Consider the following 21,852-nt stretch of genomic DNA (forward strand, 5'->3'; position numbering starts at 1 on the left):
GTGCTAACGTCCGGACTCAAGAGGGAAACAACCCAGACCGCCAGCTAAGGTCCCTAAAATTGGCTAAGTGGGAAACGAAGTGGGAAGGCTAAAACAGTCAGGATGTTGGCTTAGAAGCAGCCATCATTTAAAGAAAGCGTAATAGCTCACTGATCGAGTCGTCCTGCGCGGAAGATGTAACGGGGCTAAGCCAGTTACCGAAGCTGCGGATGTGCAATTCATTGCACGTGGTAGGAGAGCGTTCTGTAAGCCTGTGAAGGTGTCTGGTAACGGATGCTGGAGGTATCAGAAGTGCGAATGCTGACATGAGTAGCGTTAAAGGGGGTGAAAAGCCCCCTCGCCGTAAGCGCAAGGTTTTCTACGCAACGTTCATCGGCGTAGAGTGAGTCGGCCCCTAAGGCGAGGCAGAGATGCGTAGCTGATGGGAAACAGGTCAATATTCCTGTACCGATCAATAGTGCGATGTGGGGACGGAGAAGGTTAGCTCAGCCAACTGTTGGATATGTTGGTTCAAGCCTGTAGTCGTGCCTGGTAGGCAAATCCGCCGGGCTTAGATGAGGGGTGATAACGAGTCTGCTTGCAGACGAAGTGAGTGATACCCAGCTTCCAGGAAAAGCCACTAAGCTTCAGCTATTGACGACCGTACCGCAAACCGACACTGGTGCGCGAGATGAGTATTCTAAGGCGCTTGAGAGAACTCTGGAGAAGGAACTCGGCAAATTGATACCGTAACTTCGGGAGAAGGTATGCCGCAAGTAGGTGATCCTGTACAAGGGGAGCCCAAAGCGGTTGCAAAAAATCGGTGGCTGCGACTGTTTAATAAAAACACAGCACTCTGCAAACACGAAAGTGGACGTATAGGGTGTGACGCCTGCCCGGTGCTGGAAGATTAAATGATGGGGTGCAAGCTCTTGATTGAAGTCCCAGTAAACGGCGGCCGTAACTATAACGGTCCTAAGGTAGCGAAATTCCTTGTCGGGTAAGTTCCGACCTGCACGAATGGCGTAACGATGGCCACACTGTCTCCTCCAGAGACTCAGCGAAGTTGAAATGTTTGTGATGATGCAATCTCCCCGCGGAAAGACGGAAAGACCCCATGAACCTTTACTGTAGCTTTGTATTGGACTTTGAACAGATCTGTGTAGGATAGGTGGGAGGCTTTGAAGCGAGGACGCTAGTTCTCGTGGAGCCAACGTTGAAATACCACCCTGGTGTGTTTGAGGTTCTAACCTAGGTCCCTTATCGGGATCGGGGACAGTGCATGGTAGGCAGTTTGACTGGGGCGGTCTCCTCCCAAAGCGTAACGGAGGAGTTCGAAGGTACGCTAGTTACGGTCGGACATCGTGACGATAGTGCAATGGCATAAGCGTGCTTAACTGCGAGACTGACAAGTCGAGCAGATGCGAAAGCAGGACATAGTGATCCGGTGGTTCTGTATGGAAGGGCCATCGCTCAACGGATAAAAGGTACTCTGGGGATAACAGGCTGATACCGCCCAAGAGTTCATATCGACGGCGGTGTTTGGCACCTCGATGTCGGCTCATCTCATCCTGGGGCTGTAGTCGGTCCCAAGGGTATGGCTGTTCGCCATTTAAAGAGGTACGTGAGCTGGGTTTAAAACGTCGTGAGACAGTTTGGTCCCTATCTTCCGTGGGCGCTGCAGATTTGAGGAAGCCTGCTCCTAGTACGAGAGGACCGGAGTGGACACACCTCTGGTGTATCGGTTGTCACGCCAGTGGCATTGCCGAGTAGCTAAGTGTGGAAGAGATAACCGCTGAAAGCATCTAAGCGGGAAACTCGTTTCAAGATGAGATCTGCCGGGGGCTTGACCCCCCTGAAGAGTCGTTCGAGACCAGGACGTTGATAGGTTGGGTGTGGAAGCGCAGCAATGCGTTAAGCTAACCAATACTAATTGCTCGTGAGGCTTGACCCTATAACTTTGATCCCAAAGCGGATCGAAGACAGTTATGCCAGGCGCAATCAAAATATAATCTGATTTCTAGCTCTATGAATTCGCTGAAGCGCTCGAAAAACTGAGCGCCAAGGCAAAAAGTTATGCCTGATGACCATAGCAAGTTGGCACCACTCCTTCCCATCCCGAACAGGACAGTGAAACGACTTTGCGCCGATGATAGTGCGGGTTCCCGTGTGAAAGTAGGTCATCGTCAGGCTCTTACAGCAAGAAACGCCCAGTCGAGCGACTGGGCGTTTTCTCTTCCCTTCAGAGGAACAACCAGCTGGTTGATGCCTTCGAAGTGAAAAGAAAACGCAAGACGTTTGAGCGCAGTGAAAGCTGTGCTAGAATTCAAGGCTTCGCTGATCGCAGCGAGCCAGGTGAAAAGAAATTTTCACTGATCATTAAAAATATACAGCCGATAAGCGTGGGCGTTTGAAGGCGATTGCCAAGTTCTTTGGAACTAGTGCATTGCACTACAAATGCTCATGAAGAAGTGAAGTTCACTTCAATTCTTTTATGAGTCGCTCGAAAGAGCAAAAAAATCAAGATCGAACTATAGAGTTTGATCCTGGCTCAGATTGAACGCTGGCGGCATGCCTTACACATGCAAGTCGAACGGTAACAGCTCTTCGGAGGCTGACGAGTGGCGAACGGGTGAGTAATACATCGGAACGTGCCCGATCGTGGGGGATAACGGAGCGAAAGCTTTGCTAATACCGCATACGATCTACGGATGAAAGCAGGGGACCCTCGGGCCTTGCGCGAACGGAGCGGCCGATGGCAGATTAGGTAGTTGGTGGGATAAAAGCTTACCAAGCCGACGATCTGTAGCTGGTCTGAGAGGACGACCAGCCACACTGGGACTGAGACACGGCCCAGACTCCTACGGGAGGCAGCAGTGGGGAATTTTGGACAATGGGCGAAAGCCTGATCCAGCAATGCCGCGTGCAGGATGAAGGCCTTCGGGTTGTAAACTGCTTTTGTACGGAACGAAAAGTCCCGGGATAACACCCCGGGACCATGACGGTACCGTAAGAATAAGCACCGGCTAACTACGTGCCAGCAGCCGCGGTAATACGTAGGGTGCAAGCGTTAATCGGAATTACTGGGCGTAAAGCGTGCGCAGGCGGTTATGTAAGACAGATGTGAAATCCCCGGGCTCAACCTGGGAACTGCATTTGTGACTGCATAGCTGGAGTACGGCAGAGGGGGATGGAATTCCGCGTGTAGCAGTGAAATGCGTAGATATGCGGAGGAACACCGATGGCGAAGGCAATCCCCTGGGCCTGTACTGACGCTCATGCACGAAAGCGTGGGGAGAAAACAGGATTAGATACCCTGGTAGTCCACGCCCTAAACGATGTCAACTGGTTGTTGGGTCTTCACTGACTCAGTAACGAAGCTAACGCGTGAAGTTGACCGCCTGGGGAGTACGGCCGCAAGGTTGAAACTCAAAGGAATTGACGGGGACCCGCACAAGCGGTGGATGATGTGGTTTAATTCGATGCAACGCGAAAAACCTTACCCACCTTTGACATGTACGGAACTCGCCAGAGATGGCTTGGTGCTCGAAAGAGAACCGTAACACAGGTGCTGCATGGCTGTCGTCAGCTCGTGTCGTGAGATGTTGGGTTAAGTCCCGCAACGAGCGCAACCCTTGCCATTAGTTGCTACATTCAGTTGAGCACTCTAATGGGACTGCCGGTGACAAACCGGAGGAAGGTGGGGATGACGTCAAGTCCTCATGGCCCTTATAGGTGGGGCTACACACGTCATACAATGGCTGGTACAGAGGGTTGCCAACCCGCGAGGGGGAGCTAATCCCATAAAGCCAGTCGTAGTCCGGATCGCAGTCTGCAACTCGACTGCGTGAAGTCGGAATCGCTAGTAATCGCGGATCAGAATGTCGCGGTGAATACGTTCCCGGGTCTTGTACACACCGCCCGTCACACCATGGGAGCGGGTCTCGCCAGAAGTAGGTAGCCTAACCGCAAGGAGGGCGCTTACCACGGCGGGGTTCGTGACTGGGGTGAAGTCGTAACAAGGTAGCCGTATCGGAAGGTGCGGCTGGATCACCTCCTTTCTGGAAAACCGCAATCCAATTTGAACGCCCACACTTATCGGTTGTTGGAACAGTCCTCGTGACTTTCCGCAAAAGGGTCTGTAGCTCAGCTGGTTAGAGCACTGTGTTGATAACGCAGGGGTCGTTGGTTCGAGCCCAACTAGACCCACCATTTGCACCAACGAAGTAGAGGTTGAAACGATGGTTGGCTAGAGCCAAGTCCTGCAAGGCGCGAGGAGCGAAGCACACACCTCGTGTGTGAGCGACGAGCAACGCCGCAGGACGCCGGCTATAGACAACCAGCGGGGGATTAGCTCAGCTGGGAGAGCACCTGCTTTGCAAGCAGGGGGTCGTCGGTTCGATCCCGTCATCCTCCACCATTCGATTCGGGTTTGTTCTTAGCGTGCTTTTAGCATGCTATAATTTTTGACTCAACAAAAAAGCAGTTTTCAAAAAGACTGCTTTTTTGTTGATCGTTATCTAACGATCATCGGCTGTTCTTTAAAAATTCATAGAGTCGAAATCAGAGTTGTTAGCGGAAACTGCACATTCGTAAAGGTTTAGTGCAGACCGTGCCGCTAACGACATTTTTGATTGCGTCAAAACAAGATTTAACTTCTGTTATTTCTTAAGTAATGACGAATCATTCTCTAACAACCCACCGAGCAATCGGTGGAAGCAAAAAGAATGTTCACATTACGGCATAACGCGCGAGGTGAGAGACCTCGCACAGTCTTTGATACAACCGCGATTGTCTTTAACGAGACGTCAAAGTTATAGGGTCAAGTGACTAAGAGCATGTGGTGGATGCCTTGGCGATTACAGGCGACGAAAGACGTGATAGCCTGCGATAAGCTTCGGGGAGCTGGCAAATAAGCTTTGATCCGGAGATTTCTGAATGGGGAAACCCACCCGCAAGGGTATCGCATACTGAATTCATAGGTATGCGAAGCGAACCGAGTGAACTGAAACATCTAAGTAGCTCGAGGAAAAGACATCAACCGAGATTCCGAAAGTAGTGGCGAGCGAAATCGGAACAGCCTTCTAGTGATACCTCGACTGTTAGCAAAGCGGCATGGAAAGGCCGACCATAGTGGGTGATAGTCCCGTATGCGAAAACAGACGAGCGGTACTAAGCTAGAGAAAAGTAGGGCGGGGCACGAGAAACCTTGTCTGAATATGGGGGGACCATCCTCCAAGGCTAAATACTCGTAATCGACCGATAGTGAACCAGTACCGTGAGGGAAAGGCGAAAAGAACCCCGGGAGGGGAGTGAAATAGATCCTGAAACCGCATGCTTACAAAAAGTAGGAGCCCGCAAGGGTGACTGCGTACCTTTTGTATAATGGGTCAGCGACTTACATTCAGTGGCAAGGTTAACCGAATAGGGAAGCCGTAGAGAAATCGAGTCCGAATAGGGCGAATCAGTCGCTGGGTGTAGACCCGAAACCAAGTGATCTATCCATGGCCAGGATGAAGGTGCCGTAACAGGTACTGGAGGTCCGACCCGACTAATGTTGCAAAATTAGCGGATGAGCTGTGGATAGGGGTGAAAGGCTAAACAAACTTGGAAATAGCTGGTTCTCTCCGAAAACTATTTAGGTAGTGCCTCAAGTATTACCTGCGGGGGTAGAGCACTGTTTAGGCTAGGGGGTCATGGCGACTTACCAAACCTATGCAAACTCCGAATACCGCAGAGTACAGCTTGGGAGACAGAGCACCGGGTGCTAACGTCCGGACTCAAGAGGGAAACAACCCAGACCGCCAGCTAAGGTCCCTAAAATTGGCTAAGTGGGAAACGAAGTGGGAAGGCTAAAACAGTCAGGATGTTGGCTTAGAAGCAGCCATCATTTAAAGAAAGCGTAATAGCTCACTGATCGAGTCGTCCTGCGCGGAAGATGTAACGGGGCTAAGCCAGTTACCGAAGCTGCGGATGTGCAATTCATTGCACGTGGTAGGAGAGCGTTCTGTAAGCCTGTGAAGGTGTCTGGTAACGGATGCTGGAGGTATCAGAAGTGCGAATGCTGACATGAGTAGCGTTAAAGGGGGTGAAAAGCCCCCTCGCCGTAAGCGCAAGGTTTTCTACGCAACGTTCATCGGCGTAGAGTGAGTCGGCCCCTAAGGCGAGGCAGAGATGCGTAGCTGATGGGAAACAGGTCAATATTCCTGTACCGATCAATAGTGCGATGTGGGGACGGAGAAGGTTAGCTCAGCCAACTGTTGGATATGTTGGTTCAAGCCTGTAGTCGTGCCTGGTAGGCAAATCCGCCGGGCTTAGATGAGGGGTGATAACGAGTCTGCTTGCAGACGAAGTGAGTGATACCCAGCTTCCAGGAAAAGCCACTAAGCTTCAGCTATTGACGACCGTACCGCAAACCGACACTGGTGCGCGAGATGAGTATTCTAAGGCGCTTGAGAGAACTCTGGAGAAGGAACTCGGCAAATTGATACCGTAACTTCGGGAGAAGGTATGCCGCAAGTAGGTGATCCTGTACAAGGGGAGCCCAAAGCGGTTGCAAAAAATCGGTGGCTGCGACTGTTTAATAAAAACACAGCACTCTGCAAACACGAAAGTGGACGTATAGGGTGTGACGCCTGCCCGGTGCTGGAAGATTAAATGATGGGGTGCAAGCTCTTGATTGAAGTCCCAGTAAACGGCGGCCGTAACTATAACGGTCCTAAGGTAGCGAAATTCCTTGTCGGGTAAGTTCCGACCTGCACGAATGGCGTAACGATGGCCACACTGTCTCCTCCAGAGACTCAGCGAAGTTGAAATGTTTGTGATGATGCAATCTCCCCGCGGAAAGACGGAAAGACCCCATGAACCTTTACTGTAGCTTTGTATTGGACTTTGAACAGATCTGTGTAGGATAGGTGGGAGGCTTTGAAGCGAGGACGCTAGTTCTCGTGGAGCCAACGTTGAAATACCACCCTGGTGTGTTTGAGGTTCTAACCTAGGTCCCTTATCGGGATCGGGGACAGTGCATGGTAGGCAGTTTGACTGGGGCGGTCTCCTCCCAAAGCGTAACGGAGGAGTTCGAAGGTACGCTAGTTACGGTCGGACATCGTGACGATAGTGCAATGGCATAAGCGTGCTTAACTGCGAGACTGACAAGTCGAGCAGATGCGAAAGCAGGACATAGTGATCCGGTGGTTCTGTATGGAAGGGCCATCGCTCAACGGATAAAAGGTACTCTGGGGATAACAGGCTGATACCGCCCAAGAGTTCATATCGACGGCGGTGTTTGGCACCTCGATGTCGGCTCATCTCATCCTGGGGCTGTAGTCGGTCCCAAGGGTATGGCTGTTCGCCATTTAAAGAGGTACGTGAGCTGGGTTTAAAACGTCGTGAGACAGTTTGGTCCCTATCTTCCGTGGGCGCTGCAGATTTGAGGAAGCCTGCTCCTAGTACGAGAGGACCGGAGTGGACACACCTCTGGTGTATCGGTTGTCACGCCAGTGGCATTGCCGAGTAGCTAAGTGTGGAAGAGATAACCGCTGAAAGCATCTAAGCGGGAAACTCGTTTCAAGATGAGATCTGCCGGGGGCTTGACCCCCCTGAAGAGTCGTTCGAGACCAGGACGTTGATAGGTTGGGTGTGGAAGCGCAGCAATGCGTTAAGCTAACCAATACTAATTGCTCGTGAGGCTTGACCCTATAACTTTGATCCCAAAAGCGGATCGAAGACAGTTATGCCAGGCGCAATCAAAATATAATCTGATTTCTAGCTCTATGAATTCGCTGAAGCGCTCGACAAACTGAGCGCCAAAGCAAAAAGTTATGCCTGATGACAATAGCAAGTTGGCACCACTCCTTCCCATCCCGAACAGGACAGTGAAACGACTTTGCGCCGATGATAGTGCGGGTTCCCGTGTGAAAGTAGGTCATCGTCAGGCTCTTACAGCAAGCAAACCCCCAGCGCCCCAAAGGCCTGGGGGTTTTGTTTTTTCCGGCGCAATCGCCGAACTTCCATGAAGACAAAAAAAGAGAGCGCTGCGCGCTCTCTTTTTCTTGCGTGAAGCTTTTCAACGGGGTGTGGCGGATGGCTGCGGCAGGCAGACGCCATTCACAAACACTTTGAGTTCACCGGACTGGAAGTACGTCCATTCCTCGTTCTTGGTCAGGGGCGCGGTGACGATGATGGCCACCTTGTCGTTGGGCGTGGTTTCCGCAGAGAAATCCACGCTCAGGTCTTCGTCAGCAAGGTGGGCATGGGCGAAGGGGTAGCGGCGCTCGGTGTAGCACAGGGACGTGGTGGCATGGGCCCAGAGGGCCTCGCCATTGGACAGCAGGAAATTGAAGGTGCCGTGCGGTGCGATGCGGGCCGCGAGTTCGCGCAGCGTGTGGGTCAGTTCCTCGATGCTGGGCAGGCCGGCGTGCGACTTCCATAGCTCCTGCATGATCCAGCAGAAAGCACGTTCGCTGTCGGTGTCGCCCACGGGGTGGAAATGGCTGTGCAGCTTGGGGGCATACAGCTTCAGGTCGCCGTTGTGCGCAAACACCCAGTTGCGGCCCCAGAGCTCACGCACGAAGGGGTGGCAGTTCTGCAGGCTCGTCACGCCCTGGGTCGCCTTGCGGATATGCGCAATGACATTGCAGCTCTTGATCGGGTACTCGCGGATCAGCTGGGCCACGGGCGAGATGACCGCACGTTGGTGATCGACGAAGTGGCGCAGGCCCTTCTCCTCGAAGAATGCGATGCCCCAGCCATCGGTGTGATCGCCGGTATTGCCCGCGCGTTGTGCAAAGCCGCTGAAGCTGAAGCGCACATCGGTCGGGGTATTGCAATTCATTCCAAGAAGCTGGCACATGGGTGAGATCGGGGAAAACAAGAAAGAAGGCGTGTCGAGCCTATAGCCTAACTTCTGTGGCGGCTTCTGTGCGCAAAAAGCGTGCAAGACGCGAAGATAGTGCGGGAGCGGGGCAGGTCAGGTGTTGCCGCCTCCGCGGAAGCCGCCGCAGGACGCGGCGGTGAAGTCCCGGCATTGCGCCGGAACGATGGCTTGGCTTCAGCTGCGTTCCGACCAGAGCACGCCGCCCGTGGACCAGTTCTCGCGCTTGACATCGGTGATCAGGATATCGACCGACTCGGGCAAGCCGCCAAGCACTTCGACGCTGACGCGGGTGATTTCCGCGACCAGCTTCTTCTTCTGTTCGATGGTGCGGCCTTCCATCATTTCAATGTGGTAGGTGGGCATGAAAAACTCCTGGAGAAAAAACAAGCATCATATCGGCGCCGGGTCTGCGCCGGGCAGTGGCAGCAGTGCGGCGCAGGCCGGGCAGAGGCAGGACTGGTTGCGCACGCTGTCAGGTATCTGCGCCAGCGCAGCGGGTGAAATCGGCGTGCTCATGCACCAGCAATCCTCGGGTGGCAGCGCCGCGCTGGCCGCGCATTGGTTGCTGCGCCCGCACAGGGGGCAGCGGGTGGGGTCGATGGGCGGGGCGGAGCGGGGCATACGGCAGTGTAGACTGCTGACTGAGGCAATGCGGCGCGATGCACTTTTGAGGAATGGCCGTTCATCCTTCGATCCTTCGGCAAGCTCAGGATCAGGACGAACGGATTCAGAAAAGGCGAATGGGACAATGACTCTCGTGCCGCGTCAGGCCGGGCCGCGTCAGGCCGGGCCGCGTCAGGCCGGGCCGCGTCAGGCCGCGGCTTTGACCTTCAGGCGCCAGGCGTGCAACAGCGGTTCGGTGTAGCCCGAGGGCTGCTCCAGGCCCTTGAACACCAGGTCGCAGGCGGCGCGGTAGGCGTAGGAGGTATCGAAATGGCCGGCCATGGGGCGGTACAGCGGGTCGCCGGCGTTTTGCTGGTCGACCACGGCGGCCATGCGTTCCAGGGTAGCGCGTACCTGGGCTTCGCTCACCACGCCATGCAGCAGCCAGTTGGCGATGTGCTGGCTGGAGATGCGCAGCGTGGCGCGGTCTTCCATCAGGCCGACGTTGTGGATGTCGGGCACCTTGGAGCAGCCCACGCCCTGGTCGACCCAGCGCACGACGTAGCCCAGGATGCCTTGCACGTTGTTGTCGAGTTCCTGCTGCTTCTCGGCGTCGGTCCATCGGGCTTCGGCAACCACGGGCACCTGCAGCAGTCCGGCCAGCAGGGTATCGCGTTCGGCATCGGCATCGGTCTTTTCCAGCTGGGCCTGGATTTCCGCGACATCCACCTGCTGGTAGTGCAGTGCGTGCAGCGTGGCGGCCGTGGGCGAGGGCACCCAGGCGGTGTTGGCGCCCGCCTTGGGGTGGGCGATCTTCTGCACCAGCATGTCGGCCATCAGGTCGGGCATGGCCCACATGCCCTTGCCGATCTGCGCACGGCCACGCAGGCCCATGCCCAAACCGACCAGCACGTTGTTGCGCTCATAGGCCGGCAGCCAGGCGCTGGTTTTCATCTCGGCCTTGCGCACCACCGGGCCGGCATACATGGCGGTGTGCATTTCATCGCCGGTGCGGTCCAGGAAGCCGGTGTTGATGAAGGCCACGCGCGCGGCGGCGGCGGCAATGCAGGCCTTGAGATTGACGCTGGTGCGGCGCTCCTCGTCCATGATGCCCAGCTTGACGGTGTGGGCCGGCAGGCCCAGGATCTGTTCGACGCGGCCGAACAGTTCGTCGGCGAACGCCACCTCGGCAGGGCCATGCATCTTGGGCTTGACGATGTAGACCGAGCCTTCGCGGCTGTTGCGGATGCCGGGCGTGCCCAGGCCCTTGAGATCGTGCAGCGCGATGGCGGTGGTGACCACCGCATCCATGATGCCTTCGGGAATTTCCTTGCCTTCGGCGCCCCAGAGGATGGCCGGGTTGGTCATCAGATGGCCGACATTGCGCAGGAACATCAGCGAGCGGCCGTGCAGCTTGAGCGGCTGGCCGTCGGCGCCGGTGTATTCGCGGTCGGCGTTCAAGCCGCGGGTCACCGTCTTGCCGCCCTTGTCGAAGGATTCGGTCAGCGTCCCCTTGAGGATGCCGAGCCAGTTGCGGTAGCCCAGGACCTTGTCTGCGGCATCGACGGCGGCAATCGAGTCTTCGAGGTCGAGAATGGTCGACAGCGCGGCTTCAAGCACCAGGTCGCTGACGCCTGCGGCATCGGTCTTGCCGATGGGCGTGTTGGGGTCGATGCGGATGTCGAGGTGCGAGCCGTTGTTCTTCAGCAGCACCGAGGAGGGCGCGTCGGCGCTGCCCTGGTAGCCGACGAACTTCGACGGGTCCTGCAGGCCGGTGCTCAGGCCGCCCTCGAGCGTGACGCTCAGGTGGCCGTTGACCACGGCGTAACGGGTGGCCTTCTGGTGCGAGCCCGTGGCCAGCGGCGCGGACTGGTCCAGCACGTTGCGCGCAAAGGCTATGACCTTGGCGCCGCGCACGGGGTTGTAGGCCCGGCCCTTTTCGGCGCCATCGGCTTCGCTGATCGCATCCGTGCCGTAAAGCGCGTCATACAGCGAGCCCCAGCGCGCATTGGCGGCGTTGAGCGCGTAGCGGGCGTTCAGGATGGGCACCACCAGCTGCGCGCCGGCCTGGGTCGCGAGTTCGGCATCGACGCCGGTGGTCGTGGCCCGCACGTTCTGCGGCGGCTCGACCAGATAGCCGATCTGGCTCAGGAAAGCGCGGTAGCCGGCGATGTCGGTGATCGGGCCGGGGTGCGCCTTGTGCCAGGTGTCCAGTTCCGTCTGCAGGCGATCGCGTTCGGCCAGCAGCGCGGCATTGCGCGGGGCGAGATCATTGACCAGGGTGTCGAAGCCTTGCCAGAACGCATCGGGCGCCACGCCCGTGCCGGGCAGCACCTCGTCATTGATGAATTGGTGCAGTTCGTTGGCCACTTGCAGGCCGTGGACGGTGGTGCGGTCGGTCATGGAATAAACCTCGGATGGGAAAAATGGATGCGCGGAAGATGAAGACACTGTATTTGAATTGTTTGTGTTCATAAACCGCTTCAAAAGTGCAAAACTCATGACTTTTACGCAAAAGTGGATGCCAGTCCATGGCATACGGCTGCGCCCAGGTTCTGCACACTGCTGTAAGGCTTTGTCTCCATAATCGCAGCATGGACAAACTCAAGGCGTTCGAGTCATTTGTGTCGGTGGCCACCAAGGGCAGCCTCACGGCCGCGGCCAAGGCGGAAGGCGTGGCCCCGGCCATCATGGGGCGGCGGCTCGACGCGCTCGAAGAGCATCTGGGCGTGAAGCTGATGCTGCGCACCACGCGGCGCATTCTGCTGACCCACGAGGGCAGTGCGTTTCTCGAGGACTGCCAGCGGCTGCTGGCCGACGTGGCCAATGCCGAGGCCAGCGTCTCGGCGGGCGGGGTCAAGGCCACGGGACACTTGCGCATCACCGCGCCCGCGGGGTTTGGCCGGCGCCATGTCGCGCCGCTGGTGCCGCGCTTTCGCGATCTGCATCCCGAGGTCACGATCTCGCTGAACCTGAGCGACCGCGTGGTGGATCTTGCCGGCGAGGGCTTCGACTGCGCGGTGCGCGTCGGCGACCTGCCCGATTCGTCGCTGGTGAGCGTGCGCATCGCGGACAACCGGCGGCTGTGCGTGGCCACGCCGGCTTATCTCGAAAAACGCGGTATCCCGAAGCATCCCAGCGAACTCGCGCAGCACGACTGTCTCACGCTGTCGAGCGATGCGTCGCAGACCCGGGGCTGGGCCTTTCGCATCCCGCAGCCCGACCAGAGCACGCACGACGTCGTGCATTTCAAGTCGGGAGGCCCGCTCGATTGCTCGGATGGCCAGGTGCTGCATGATTGGTGCCTGGGCGGCTGGGGCATTGCCTGGCGCAGCACCTGGGAGGTCGAAGCCGAGATCGCGGCCGGCCGGCTGGTGCCCGTGCTCGAGGAGTTTGCCGCGCCGCCCAACGGCATCTATGTGGTTTTTCCCCAGCGCAAGCACATGCCGTTGCGCGTGCGGCTGTGGATCGACTACCTGAAATACCATTACCAACAAGCTGAATTCTGGAAAAACGGAGTTGCCCCATGACCCTTGAAGCCACGCTCGCGGCCTTGCACATTCTCGCCATCCTGACCCTGGTGGTCTTCCTGTCGAGCCAGGCGGCGCTGTGCCGCAGCGAATGGATGAATGCCGCGGTCGTGCGCCGGCTCGCACGGCTGGACATCATTTACCTGGTGGCCGCGGCGCTGCTGCTGCTGACCGGGCTGGCACGCCTTTACTGGGGCACCAAGGGCGTGTCGTGGTATGTCTCGCAGCCGCTGTTCCATGTGAAGATGACGCTGTTCGTGCTGGTGGCGCTGATCTCGATCAAGCCGTCGCTGGCGTTCCGCCGCTGGGTGCGCGGCCTGTCGCAAGGCCAGGCGCTGCCCGACGCGCAGGAGGTGGCCGGCACGCGCCGCTGGATCATGGTGCAGGCGCATCTGGTGCCGGTGATTGCGGTGGTGGCGGTGTTCTGGGCGCGGGGGATGTAGGCGGGTCATACGCCCGTTTTTGCTGTCCTTCGACGGGGCCGCCTAGGCAAGCTCAGGCCCTTCGGCAGGCTCAGGGTGCGCGGCGGCCCTTCGACCGGGCCGCGCACGCAAGCTCAGGGCGAACGGGAACCTAAAACGGGAACCGGGGTGGGAATGGCGCCGAGGTGCTGACGCACATATGCCACACGGTCGAATCCTGGCTCACGGCACAAAGCGGGGCGGGCACGTAAAATCCGCCGATGCTCTCCGTCAAACAGGAATTGCTCGCGGCCCTGGCCGCCGAGCTGGAAAAATTGTCGCCCGGCGCCGGTGCGCGCGCCGCTTTCGAATCCCCCAAGGTGGCCGCGCATGGCGATTACGCCTGCACCGCCGCGATGCAGCTGGCCAAGGCCGCCAAGCAAAATCCACGGCAGCTGGCGCAGACGCTCAGCGATGCGCTGATGGCCACGCCGGCGTTCACGCGCTGGGTCGATGCGCTGGAGATTGCCGGTCCCGGCTTTCTGAACGTGCGCCTCAAGCCCGCGGCCAAGCAGGAAATCGTGCGTGAAGTGCTGACGGGCGGCGAAAGCTTTGGCTTCCAGCCGCGGCGCACGGAGAAGCTGCTGGTCGAATTCGTTTCCGCCAACCCGACGGGCCCGCTGCACGTGGGCCATGGCCGCCAGGCCGCGCTCGGCGATGCGCTGTGCAACCTGTTCACGTCCCAGGGCTGGGACGTGCACCGCGAGTTCTACTACAACGACGCGGGCGTGCAGATCCAGACGCTCACCAACAGCACGCAGCTGCGCGCCAAGGGCTTCAAGCCCGGCGACGACTGCTGGCCTGTCGACCCCGAGAACCCGGCCAGCAAGGCGTTCTACAACGGCGACTACATCCAGGACATCGCCAACGACTTCCTCGCCAAGAAGACCGTCAAGGCCGATGACCGCGAGTTCACCGCCAATGGCGACGTGGAAGACCTGGACAACATCCGCCAGTTCGCGGTGGCCTACCTGCGCAACGAGCAGGACAAGGACCTGCAGGCATTCAACCTGCGCTTCGACGAGTACTACCTCGAGTCCAGCCTCTACACGTCGGGCCGCGTGGAACGCACCGTCGAGCGCCTGATCGCCAAGGGCCACACCTACGAGCTCGATGGCGCGCTCTGGCTCAAGTCGACCGACTACGGTGACGACAAGGACCGCGTGATGCGCAAGCGCGATGGCGGCTACACCTACTTCGTGCCCGATGTGGCCTATCACATCGCCAAGTGGGAGCGCGGCTTCACCAAGGTCATCAACATCCAGGGCACCGACCACCACGGCACGATTGCGCGCGTGCGCGCCGGCCTGCAGGCCGCCGACGAGGGCATTCCCCTGGGCTACCCCGACTACGTGCTGCACACCATGGTGCGCGTGGTGCGCGGCGGCGAGGAGGTCAAGATCAGCAAGCGCGCGGGCTCGTACGTGACGCTGCGCGACCTGATCGAGTGGACCAGCAAGGACGCGGTGCGCTTCTTCCTGCTGAGCCGCAAGCCCGATACCGAGTACACCTTCGACGTCGATCTGGCCGTGGCGCAGAACAACGACAACCCGGTCTACTACGTGCAGTACGCGCATGCGCGCATCTGCTCGGTGCTCAAGGCCTGGGGCGGCGATGCGGCCCAGCTGAAGGACGTGGACCTGTCGGCGCTCGAAGGCCCGCAGGCCCAGGCGCTGATGCTGCAGCTGGCCAAGTACCCCGACATGCTCACCGCCGCAGCGCAGGGCAATGCGCCGCACGACGTGACCTTCTACCTGCGCGACCTGGCCGCGGCCTACCACAGCTACTACGATGCGGAACGCATCCTGGTCGACGACGAGGCCGTGAAGCTGGCACGCCTGGCATTGATCAGCGCGACCCGCCAGGTGTTGCACAATGGCCTGGCAGTGCTGGGCGTGTCCGCTCCAGAACGCATGTAAACCTCTCACACCATGAAGAAACAGCAACGCGGCGGCACCGTTCTCGGCATCATTCTTGGCATCATCGTCGGCCTGGGCGCGGCCCTGGGCGTGGCGGTGTATGTCAGCAAGGTCCCGGTGCCATTTCTCAGCAAGGGCGCGAAGAATGCCGATCAGGATGCGGCCGAAGCCAGGAAGAACAAGGACTGGGACCCGAACTCTCCGCTGTACGGCAAGAACCCGGCGCGCATCACCGTGCCGGCCGCGCCGGATACGGCGGTCGGCGGTGCGGTGACGCCCGCGGCCGACGGCGTGGCGCCGGCGCCGGCCGATGCGCAGGCGACGAGCCAGCCGGTGGCGCCGGTGACTGCGGCCACCGCGGCAAAGCCTGACGCCAAGACGCCGGGCAAGACGGCGTCCAGCGATCCGCTGGGCGATCTGGTCAAAGCCAAGTCGGCCGAAGCCAGCGCGGCCGAGAGCTTCAACTACTTCGTGCAGGCTGGCGCCTTCCGCAGTCCGTCCGACGCCGAAGCGCAGCGCGCCAAGCTGGCGATGCTGGGCTGGGAGTCGCGCGTGAGCGAGCGCGAGCAGAACGGCCGCACGGTGTTCCGCGTGCGCGTGGGCCCGTTCGGCAAGCGCGACGACGCCGAGCAGCTCAAGGGCAAGCTCGAAGGCGCGGGCGTGGATTCCGCATTGGTGCGTGTGCAGCGCTGAACTTTTCGGCGCGCAAACCCTCTGACCCATCAGAACCGAACTAGGAGTGTTGTTCATGAAACGCCGTGAGTTTTCCCTGGCTGCCGCTGCGGCCGCCTCCGCTTCCGCTTTTCCCTTCCTGGCCACGCCGGCCCTGGCCCAGGCCACGGCTCCCAAGGAAGGCAAGGATTACGCCAAGCTGAGCAAGCCCGTGGCCACCACCGCCGGCCCCGGCAAGGTCGAAGTGCTGGAATTCTTCTGGTACAGCTGCCCGCACTGCAATGCCTTCGAACCCGCGTTCGCGGCCTGGAAGTCGGCAGCGCCCGCCGATGTGGTGGTGCAGCGCGTGCCCGTGGGCTTCAACGCCAGCTTCATTCCCCAGCAAAAGCTCTACTATGCGCTGCTGGCCATGAACAAGCTCGATGAACTGCACACCAAGGTGTTCCGCGCGATCCACGTCGAGCGCAACCGCCTGGCCAAGGACGAAGACATCTTTGCCTGGATCGGCCAGCAGGGCGTCGATGTGAACAAGTTCAAGGAAAGCTACAACTCGTTCACCGTGTCGAACCAGGTGCGCAAGGCCACCCAGCTGCAGCAGGACTACAACGTCGAGGGCGTGCCTTCGATCGGCGTGGCCGGCCGCTACTACACCGACGGCACGATGGCTGGCAACATGGCCAACGTGCTGCGCGTCACCGATCACCTGATTGCCGTGAGCCGCAAGGGCTGAGCTGCTGCGGCCGCGCCTGCAAAGCCCGCCTTGCGCGGGCTTTTTTGCGCCTGCGGCGTTGGTGCACAGCTGGCGGCGCGGCGCAGTGCGCGGGCCATTCATCCCCCTTGTTCAAGGCGATACCCGGGGTTTCGCGGGTGACACACCCTACAATGGTCGCAAGATTCGTGCCCTCCATGAAAAAACGCCTACTCCCCCTTCTCTTGCTTTCGGCCCTTGCCTGCGGCGCGGTGCAGGCCGAAAAGGCCGACCGCAACAAGCCCATGAACATCGAGGCCGACGCATTGCGCCACGATGAACTCAAGCAGACCAGCGTCTTCACCGGCAACGTGGTGATGACCAAGGGCACGATCGTGCTGCGCGGCGCGCAGCTGGACGTGCGCCAGGACCCCGAGGGCTACCAGTACGGTACGGTCATCGCGGAGCCGGGCAAGCGCGCGTTCTTCCGGCAAAAGCGCGATACGCTCGCAGGCCAGCCCGACGAATTCGTCGAGGGCGAGGCCGAAGTCATCGAGTACGACGGCAAGGCCGACAACGTGAAGCTGATCCGCCGCGGCGAGCTGCGCCGCTACCGCGGCACGGCACTGAACGACGAGATCACGGGCGCGGTGATCGTCTACAACAACCTGACCGATGTGTTCACCGTCGATGGCCAGGCGCGTGCCCCGGGCGCCGGCACTGCCGCAGCGCCAGGTGGGCGCGTGCGCGCCGTGCTGGCACCGAAGGACCAGCCGCCCGCACCTCCCGCCGCGCCGGCCGCGAACCTGCGACCCAGCACGACCATCGAATCGAACCAGTGAGCGGCGCTTTCGTGAACCCAACTCCACCGCTGCCTGAATCCAGCCGCCTCGAAGCCAAGCACCTGGCCAAGTCCTATGGCAGCCGCAAGGTGGTCAAGGACGTGTCGCTGGCAGTGCAAAAAGGCGAGGTCGTGGGTCTGCTGGGGCCCAATGGCGCCGGCAAGACCACCTCGTTCTACATGATCGTCGGCCTGGTGCGTTGCGATGCCGGCGACATCTTCATCGACGGCCAGGCCGTGGGCAACATGCCCATCCACCAGCGTTCGCGCCTGGGGTTGTCGTACCTGCCGCAGGAGGCATCGATCTTCCGCAAGCTCAGCGTCGAGGACAACGTGCGCGCCGTGCTGGAATTGCAGCGCGACGACCAGGGCCGGCCGCTGTCGCGCGATGAAATCGAAAGCCGCCTGCTGGCGCTGCTGCAGGAGCTGCGCGTCGACCATCTGCGCGCCTCGCCCGCGCTGGCGCTGTCGGGCGGCGAGCGCCGGCGCGTGGAGATCGCGCGCGCGCTGGCCACGCAGCCGCGCTTCATCCTGCTGGATGAACCATTCGCGGGTATCGATCCGATTGCCGTGATCGAGATCCAGCGCATCATCGGTTTTCTCAAGGCGCGTGGCATCGGGGTGCTGATCACCGACCACAACGTGCGCGAAACGCTGGGCATCTGCGACCACGCGTTCATCATCAGCGACGGCCATGTGCTGGCCCAGGGCACGCCGGCCGAGATCGTCGAGAACGCCGACGTGCGCCGGGTCTATCTCGGCGAGCATTTCAGGATGTGAGCCATGTGCATCAGCTTGTGCCGGTCTGAGGGGAAACGCCGTTGAAACCGGGTCTGTCGCTACGCGTATCGCAACATCTGGCCCTCACACCGCAGTTGCAGCAATCGATCTGGCTGCTCCAGCTCTCGACGCTGGAACTGAGCCAGGAGGTCGAGCACATGCTCGACGACAACCCGTTCCTGGAGCGCACCACCGAGGAAGCCGAGCGCGAGGAGTTTGGCGTGGCACAGGCCGATCTGCCCGCACAGCGCGACGATTACGCCGATGACGCGCAGCACGCGACGGGTTCGGCCAGCAGCGACACGGCCACCAGCAGCGATACCGAGAGCGGCGACGTCACGGCGCCGGCCGATGCCGCGCCCGATTGGGAAGGGGATGGCAGCGCCGACCTCTCGCCCGACGACAGCGAATGGGGCGGCGAGGCGCGTGCGCGCCATGCCGAGGACGACACCGAAGCCCAGGATCTGGCGCACGGCCATGAGTCGCTGACCGACCACCTGCACCGCCAGGCACTGTCGCTGCGCCTGGGCGAGGTCGATCGCTCGGCGCTGCGCTTTCTCATTGAATCGCTCAACGAACATGGCTATCTCGAGGACCCGCTCGAGGAACTGGCCGCGGGCCTGGCCGGTGCCGATGCGCTCGAGGAGCAGGAAGAACTGGTGCACCACTTCACGGTGGCGCTGCGCCTGCTGCAGTCGCTCGAGCCGGTGGGCGTGGGCGCGCGCGACCTGGCCGAATGCCTGACGCTGCAGCTCAGGCACCTCGCCGCGCGCGATGACGCGCAGGTGGACGCGGATACCGTGCAGACCGCGCTGCGCATCTGCGAGCAGCCCATGGACCTGCTGGCGCGCCGCGATGTGCGCCGGCTGATGCAGGCCTGCGGCGCGAGCGACGAGCGCATCCGCGCGGCCATGGCGCTGATTGCGCGGCTCGAACCGCGTCCCGGCCGGCGCTTTGCCGATGTCGAGCGCAACCTGGTCGTGCCCGATGTGATGGTGCGCAAGCTGGCGCGCAGCAGTGGCGACGGCCAGCCGCAGTTCAGCGTGCAGCTCAACCCCGACGTCATGCCGCGGCTGCGCGTGCATGACATCTATGCCAACGCGCTGCGCGGCCACAAGGGCAGCGAAGGACATGCGGGCCTGCAGCAGCGCCTGCAGGAGGCGCGCTGGTTCATCAAGAACATCCAGCAGCGCTTCGACACCATCCTGCGCGTCTCCCAGGCCATCGTGCAGCGGCAGAAGAACTTCTTCACCCATGGCGAGCTGGCGATGCGCCCGCTGGTGCTGCGCGACATCGCCGACGAACTGGGCCTGCACGAGTCGACCATCAGCCGCGTGACCACGGCCAAGTACATGTCCACGCCGATGGGCACCTATGAACTCAAGTACTTCTTTGGTTCAGGCCTGGGCACCGAGACCGGGGGCAACGCCTCGAGCACGGCGGTGCGCGCGCTGATCAAGCAGTTCGTCGCGGCCGAGAATCCGCTCAAGCCGTTGTCGGACAGCCAGCTGGCGGAGATGCTCAAGGAGCAGGGCATCGAGTGCGCGCGCCGTACCGTGGCCAAGTACCGCGATGTGCTCAAGATCGCGCCCGCCAATCTGCGCAAGTCGCTGTAGCCGCAGCGCGCGACTGCCGATGTCCTCCAATGCCCGCAGTTCGCGACAAAAGCGTATCCTTGCGCCCCTGCTATGAACCAACTGCAACTGTTTTTGCCCTGCGCCGCCGGCGTGGAGGACTATCTGGCCGATGAGGCCCACCGCATCACGGGACTGACCGGACACGACCTGCTGGTCGGGCGCGGCGGCGTGATGCTGCGCGCCTCGTGGCGCGATGCGCTGCTGCTGAACCTGCATAGCCGGCTGGCGCAGCGCGTGCTGGTGCAGCTGTCGACCTCGATGTACCGCAACGAGAACGACCTGTACCGTGCAGCCAGCGAAATTGCCTGGGAGATCTGGTTCAGCCCGCGCGAGAGCTTCAAGATCGAATTCACCTCGCAGCACAGCCCGCTGACCAGCCTGAATTTCGCCGCGCTGCGCGTCAAGGACGCCATTGCCGACCGCTTCCGCGCCAAGACCGGCGTGCGCCCCGATGTCGAGACGCGCTACCCCGATGTGCGCGTGCACATGCACCTCACCACGGACGAAGCCACGATCTATATCGACACCTCGGGCGAGGCGCTGTTCAAGCGCGGCTGGCGCGAGGACAAGGGCGATGCGCCGCTGAAGGAAACGCTGGCTGCGGCCATGATCGCCGCCACCGGCTGGGATCCCCATGGCGACAATCCGCAGCCGCTGTACGACCCGTGCTGCGGCAGCGGCACGGTGGTCATCGAGGCCGCGCAGATCGCCTGCCGCATTCCGCCGGGCATCCAGCGCCGCTTTGCGTTCGAGAAGCTGGTGCCATTCCAGCCCCACGTGTGGGAAGCGATCCTGCGCCAGGCCGAGGAGGCGATCTGCGACAGCCCGGTGGGCATCTATGGCTCGGACGTGTCGCACCGCATGGTGGATTTTGCGCAGCGCAATGCCGAGCGCGCGGGCGTGGCGCGCGCCGTGAGCCTGCGCGGCGGCGATGCGCTGCAGCGCATGCCGCCCAGCGAGCAGCCCGGCGTGATGGTGCTGAATCCGCCCTATGGCGAGCGCATTGCCGCGGCCGGCACGGCCGGGCGCAATGCGGCCGAGCGCATGGGCCAGGTGGCGCATGTCGGCCGCGAAACCGCGCAGACCGAGGATGGCGTCGAGTTCTTCAGCCAGCTGGCATCGCACTGGAAGAAGAGCTACAGCGGCTGGCAGGCCTGGATGCTCACGCCTGACCTGAAGCTGCCCGGCAAGATGCGCCTCAAGGAATCGCGCCGCGTGCCGCTGTGGAACGGCCCGATCGAATGCCGGATGTTCCGCTTCGACATGATCAAGGGCGCAGTCAAGCCGCGCCGCAACGCCGACGGCGGGGACCACCCCGGCGGCGCCACGGCCGCATGAAGATCGTGCTGCGCTGGCCGCAGTGCAATGCCGTGCATGGCGCCGGTCCGCGGCCGCTGGTGCTCGACACCAACATGGTGCTCGATCTGCTGGTCTTCGACGACCCGGCGATCGCGCCGGTGCGCGCGCTGCTGGCCGAGGGCGCGCTGCACTGGATTGCCGATGCCGCGCAGCGCGTGGAACTCGAGCGCGTGCTGGCCTACCCGCAGATCGCGCCGCGCGTGGCCTTCTATGGCTTGAGCACGGCCAGCGTGCTGGCGGCGTTCGATGCCGGCGTGGCCTACCAATCCGAGGCACCGGCCATCCGCGTCATCTGCAAGGACCCCGATGACCAGCATTTCCTCGCGCTCGCGGTGCAGCACCAGGCGCTGCTGCTGAGCAAGGACAAGGCGGTGCTGGTGCAGCGCAAGCGGCTGGCGCTGCTGGGCGCGACGGTGGGCAATCTCCTGCTGTGGCCGCCGGCAGCGGCTGCCGTGCCGGCGCCCGTCGGCTCCGCACAGGGACTGGCCGCCTGATCCGCAGGCCGCGG

The 21,852-nt window shown here is 60.8% G+C and carries 14 protein-coding genes, 2 tRNA genes and 5 rRNA genes (1 of these 21 cut by a window edge); 17 read left to right on the plus strand and 4 right to left on the minus strand.

Annotation, left to right across the window (positions count from 1 at the left end):
- The 7 genes from HUK68_RS00925 to rrf (HUK68_RS00955) form a co-directional block, all read left to right on the plus strand.
- Positions 1-1,933 (plus strand): 23S ribosomal RNA (locus tag HUK68_RS00925); it begins 944 nt to the left of the window's first position.
- Positions 1,934-2,058: 125 nt separating this feature from the next.
- Positions 2,059-2,171 (plus strand): 5S ribosomal RNA (gene rrf / locus HUK68_RS00930).
- Between the two features lie 336 nt (positions 2,172-2,507).
- Positions 2,508-4,040: ribosomal RNA gene (locus tag HUK68_RS00935) — 16S ribosomal RNA — on the plus strand.
- A gap of 74 nt (positions 4,041-4,114) precedes the next feature.
- A tRNA-Ile gene (locus HUK68_RS00940) sits at positions 4,115-4,191 on the plus strand.
- A gap of 132 nt (positions 4,192-4,323) precedes the next feature.
- Positions 4,324-4,399 (plus strand) — tRNA-Ala (locus HUK68_RS00945).
- Positions 4,400-4,799: 400 nt separating this feature from the next.
- Positions 4,800-7,676 (plus strand): 23S ribosomal RNA (locus HUK68_RS00950).
- A gap of 126 nt (positions 7,677-7,802) precedes the next feature.
- A 5S ribosomal RNA gene (gene rrf / locus HUK68_RS00955) occupies positions 7,803-7,915 on the plus strand.
- The 16S, 23S and 5S rRNA genes sit together here with 2 tRNA genes alongside, the layout of an rRNA operon.
- A 129-nt stretch (positions 7,916-8,044) precedes the next feature.
- Here rrf (HUK68_RS00955) and HUK68_RS00960 read toward each other — a convergent pair.
- The 4 genes from HUK68_RS00960 to HUK68_RS00975 form a co-directional block, all read right to left on the minus strand.
- Positions 8,045-8,830, minus strand: a complete 786-nt coding sequence (locus HUK68_RS00960) for a class II glutamine amidotransferase (protein ID WP_175502504.1) — start codon at positions 8,828-8,830, stop codon at positions 8,045-8,047.
- Positions 8,831-9,028: 198 nt separating this feature from the next.
- Positions 9,029-9,217: a 4-oxalocrotonate tautomerase gene (locus tag HUK68_RS00965; RefSeq protein WP_175502505.1), complete on the minus strand. Its 189-nt coding sequence runs from the start codon at positions 9,215-9,217 to the stop codon at positions 9,029-9,031.
- Positions 9,218-9,244: 27 nt separating this feature from the next.
- The gene (locus HUK68_RS00970; protein WP_175502506.1) at positions 9,245-9,475 is read right to left on the minus strand and encodes a cysteine-rich CWC family protein; all 231 of its coding nucleotides are present in this window, start codon (positions 9,473-9,475) and stop codon (positions 9,245-9,247) included.
- Between the two features lie 189 nt (positions 9,476-9,664).
- Positions 9,665-11,860, minus strand: coding sequence for a malate synthase G (locus HUK68_RS00975; RefSeq protein WP_175502507.1), 2,196 nt, complete (start codon positions 11,858-11,860; stop codon positions 9,665-9,667).
- 191 nt (positions 11,861-12,051) lie between these two features.
- On the opposite strand from HUK68_RS00975, the gene HUK68_RS00980 reads away from it, so the two are divergent.
- The 10 genes from HUK68_RS00980 (at position 12,052) to HUK68_RS01025 (ending at position 21,838) form a co-directional block, all read left to right on the plus strand.
- On the plus strand, positions 12,052-12,987 hold the full coding sequence (locus HUK68_RS00980; RefSeq protein ID WP_175502508.1) for a LysR family transcriptional regulator: 936 nt from the start codon (positions 12,052-12,054) through the stop codon (positions 12,985-12,987).
- Complete coding sequence (locus HUK68_RS00985) at positions 12,984-13,430, plus strand: DUF2214 family protein (RefSeq protein WP_175502509.1); 447 nt, start codon at positions 12,984-12,986, stop codon at positions 13,428-13,430. The genes HUK68_RS00980 and HUK68_RS00985 overlap by 4 nt, the downstream gene beginning before the upstream one ends.
- A gap of 239 nt (positions 13,431-13,669) precedes the next feature.
- Positions 13,670-15,367, plus strand: a complete 1,698-nt coding sequence (argS, locus tag HUK68_RS00990; protein WP_175502510.1) for an arginine--tRNA ligase — start codon at positions 13,670-13,672, stop codon at positions 15,365-15,367.
- A 12-nt stretch (positions 15,368-15,379) separates the two neighbouring features.
- Positions 15,380-16,060: an SPOR domain-containing protein gene (locus tag HUK68_RS00995; protein ID WP_175502511.1), complete on the plus strand. Its 681-nt coding sequence runs from the start codon at positions 15,380-15,382 to the stop codon at positions 16,058-16,060.
- 55 nt (positions 16,061-16,115) lie between these two features.
- A complete protein-coding gene (locus tag HUK68_RS01000) occupies positions 16,116-16,769 on the plus strand; it encodes a thiol:disulfide interchange protein DsbA/DsbL (protein ID WP_175502512.1) in 654 nt (217 codons plus the stop codon).
- A 176-nt stretch (positions 16,770-16,945) separates the two neighbouring features.
- Positions 16,946-17,569 carry a lipopolysaccharide transport periplasmic protein LptA gene (lptA, locus tag HUK68_RS01005; RefSeq protein ID WP_175502513.1) on the plus strand — a complete coding sequence of 208 codons (624 nt, stop codon included), beginning with the start codon at positions 16,946-16,948 and terminating at the stop codon, positions 17,567-17,569.
- A gap of 11 nt (positions 17,570-17,580) precedes the next feature.
- Entirely contained in the window at positions 17,581-18,348 is a 768-nt protein-coding gene (lptB, locus tag HUK68_RS01010) for an LPS export ABC transporter ATP-binding protein (protein ID WP_244146224.1), read from the plus strand.
- 41 nt (positions 18,349-18,389) lie between these two features.
- Positions 18,390-19,964: an RNA polymerase factor sigma-54 gene (locus tag HUK68_RS01015; protein ID WP_175502515.1), complete on the plus strand. Its 1,575-nt coding sequence runs from the start codon at positions 18,390-18,392 to the stop codon at positions 19,962-19,964.
- Positions 19,965-20,036: 72 nt separating this feature from the next.
- Positions 20,037-21,323, plus strand: a complete 1,287-nt coding sequence (locus tag HUK68_RS01020; protein WP_175502516.1) for a THUMP domain-containing class I SAM-dependent RNA methyltransferase — start codon at positions 20,037-20,039, stop codon at positions 21,321-21,323.
- Positions 21,320-21,838 carry a PIN domain-containing protein gene (locus HUK68_RS01025; protein ID WP_175502517.1) on the plus strand — a complete coding sequence of 173 codons (519 nt, stop codon included), beginning with the start codon at positions 21,320-21,322 and terminating at the stop codon, positions 21,836-21,838. Before HUK68_RS01020 ends, HUK68_RS01025 begins: the two co-directional genes overlap by 4 nt.
- Positions 21,839-21,852: the final 14 nt, after the last annotated feature.

Source organism: Comamonas antarctica (genome assembly GCF_013363755.1).
In the GTDB taxonomy this organism is placed as follows: Bacteria; Pseudomonadota; Gammaproteobacteria; order Burkholderiales; family Burkholderiaceae_C; genus Comamonas; species Comamonas antarctica.